Here is a 259-nt window from a genome sequence, read left to right as displayed (position 1 = left end):
GCCGCCCAGCGGAATGCCGCCCAGCGGAATGTACTTGAGTCCGTCGAGCGGCTCACGCTGAACACAGGGGTTAGCGAGCACAGACCAGTCTTCCTGCCAGCGATTGAACAGTACGACGGGACGTTTGGCGTTGCACGCGGCCGCCGTCTCGCCCGTGCTCGCCGCAGCGCCGCTGGCCGCATTCGCAAAGTCGGCCGCGCGGTTCATGCCTGCAACGGGTGCAGCAGCCGAATCCGCAAACGCGGAACTAACGCCCGTC

Annotated in this window: 1 pseudogene; it reads right to left on the bottom strand. The window is 66.4% G+C overall.

The features are described 5' to 3' along the window. Window positions 1-259, bottom strand: a pseudogene (locus J8I87_RS44330) (alginate export family protein); the annotation flags it as partial.

This window comes from Paraburkholderia sp. LEh10, from assembly GCF_017814945.1.
Classification (GTDB): domain Bacteria; phylum Pseudomonadota; class Gammaproteobacteria; order Burkholderiales; family Burkholderiaceae; genus Paraburkholderia.
The sequence above is the reverse complement of the archived record's forward strand: the minus strand, read 5'-3'. Positions and strand labels throughout refer to the sequence as shown.